2 protein-coding genes are annotated in these 2,221 nt (G+C 39.0%); one reads left to right on the forward strand and one right to left on the reverse strand.

The genetic code is table 11. From position 1 onward, the window contains the following. Positions 1 to 37 precede the first annotated feature (37 nt). A complete protein-coding gene (locus EHC72_RS22405; protein WP_131029858.1) occupies positions 38 to 505 on the reverse strand; it encodes a helix-turn-helix domain-containing protein in 468 nt (155 codons plus the stop codon). Positions 506 to 572: 67 nt separating this feature from the next. Here EHC72_RS22405 and EHC72_RS22410 point away from each other — a divergent pair, with 67 nt between their 5' ends. Next, positions 573 to 2,198 carry an ISL3 family transposase gene (locus EHC72_RS22410; protein WP_131539948.1) on the forward strand — a complete coding sequence of 542 codons (1,626 nt, stop codon included), beginning with the start codon at positions 573 to 575 and terminating at the stop codon, positions 2,196 to 2,198. Positions 2,199 to 2,221: the final 23 nt, after the last annotated feature.

Here is a 2,221-nt window from a genome sequence, read left to right on the forward strand (position 1 = left end):
GGTTCTTCGTCACTTTTGGTGAAAGTATATTAAAAAACTACACATTATTTGTTAGCCCCTGCTTCTTTTTAAAGGTTACACCAACTTTTTCTAGCAAGTTGTACACTTGTGCTTTCTGATACGCTAACCCGTATTCCTGTTTAATCCATTTTGCTAAGGTTGGTCCGGTCCACCTGTTTGATTCAAGCCCATAGTCTGAGGGGATCTGTTTTAGGACAACTGTTTTTATTGTTTCGAGCTGTTCATTCGACAATGCGCTATGTCGTCCTCTTCCTTTCTTGTCCTTTAGTCCTTCTATGCCTTCATTCTCAAAACGATGCACCCAGTTGGTTATCTGTTTAAAACTTATATTATGAAGTTCAGACAGCTTTCTGCTGGAATGTCCCAACGCAACCAGGTAAACAATATTAAGCCTTGCTCCAACTGTGTAAGCTTCATTCTTGTTTAAGATTTTCTTTATTTCATCAGCTTCTGCACGCTGAATCTTCAATACTGATTTCCCCACGGTAGCTTTTTTTAAGACCAACAAATATAAGTGTAAATATGTGTAATTTTATAATATACTTTTTACTATGATATCGCCATTTATACTTCCTACAAATGTGCAGCTTCGAGCTGACTCAATCCATTCGGAACCAGGAATACTATATATTGATACCTCTGTATGTCAAACCTGTTCAATTTGCCCCGTTTGTAATAAAAAGAGCAGTAAAATTCATAGTCGGTATTCCAGGACTCTTTTGGATTTACCTATTTCCGGCCATTTGTCAAAAGTTCAACTTAAAGCTAGAAAATATTTCTGTGATAACCCTGAATGCCCCAGGAAAGTCTTTACCGAACGGTTTGATTGTGAAATAAAACCATACTACAGAAGGATGATCCGATCGAATGATCTTCTCGCCAGAATGGCCCTTGAGCTTGGCGGGAATACAGGAGCAGCTATTAGCCGCTACGCCGGTGTACCTGTAAGCCCGTCCACAATATTAAGAGTGGTAAAGCGTTTGGATATCCAACCTAAAAAACTAACCTCAGGCGTTATTGGCGTAGATGACTGGGCATTTAAAAAAGGAAAAACTTACGGAACGGTCATCGTTGATTTAGCGAAAAAGGAAGTTGTAGATCTGTTGCCGGACCGGGAATCGGCTACTTTATCCGAATGGCTGAAACAACACCCCGAGATAAAAACGGTTTCAAGAGATAGATACGGTCCATATGCATTAGGTATAAAGACAGGAGCGCCTGATGCCAGTCAGGTTGCAGACCGCTTTCACCTGCTTATGAATCTCGGGGATGCGACTAAAAGGATATTTCAATCGAAGGGAAAAGAACTCAGGGAGGCGTTTACACTTTATAATCAGCCGAAAAATAAGCCTGCTAAGACCGTTGAGACCGAATCAGCAGTTCAAAATATGCTACAGATTACAGAAGATATTTTAACAACTGCCAATATCAGTATTGACAAGCTGCACAAGTTCGAAAAAGTCAAAGATCTTTATAGTAAGGGTAGCAGTATAAGACAGATTGCCAAGACTGTAAAATTAACCCGTACAACCGTGAGAAAATACACGATGATGGAAAAGCTGGTTAAAAGACAGGCACATACCACAACTAATCTGGACGCCTTTATTGGTTTTTTGATGCAGGAAGAAAATAGAGTAAAAACTTACCGGGAATTGCATAAAACAATTGTTGAGATGGGTTTTAACGGAAAGTACACCCAGTTTTGCAATAAAATGAATGAGCTTAAGAATACGCAACCAGCTCTTCGACCGAAATCCACAGGTCCAATACTGGTAAAAACCTGGTCTCCCACCAGATTATCACTTATGCTATACATGGAGCCCTGTGAACTAAAAAGAGCTGATGACAAAGATTTTCTAAAGCTTCTATTTGAAAAATACCCACAAATGAAGAAAATGGAAAAGTTAGTTAAAGGCTTTAAAAACCTATTTAAGACTAAAAAAGATGGCACGCTGAAAACCTGGATTGAAGAGGTGTTTGAATCTGATTGCGGTTTGAACAATTTTGCAAAAAACCTTTTAAAAGATTATGATGCAGTAAATAATGCAGTGATAACCAATATAAGTAATGGGCAGGTTGAAGGGCAGGTCAATCGTATTAAAACAATTAAAAGAAAGATGTACGGCAAGGCAGGGTTTCAGCTGCTAAGAAAAATGGTACTTGCAAAATCAGCATAATTCACCAAAAGTGACGGAGAGCC

Source organism: Pedobacter nototheniae, from assembly GCF_004335085.1.
GTDB lineage: Bacteria > Bacteroidota > Bacteroidia > Sphingobacteriales > Sphingobacteriaceae > Pedobacter > Pedobacter nototheniae.

Coding starts and splice junctions, on each gene's coding strand:
- EHC72_RS22410 (WP_131539948.1), top strand. CDS start 573: ATGATATCGCCATTTATACTTCCTACAAATGTGCAGCTTCGAGCTGAC.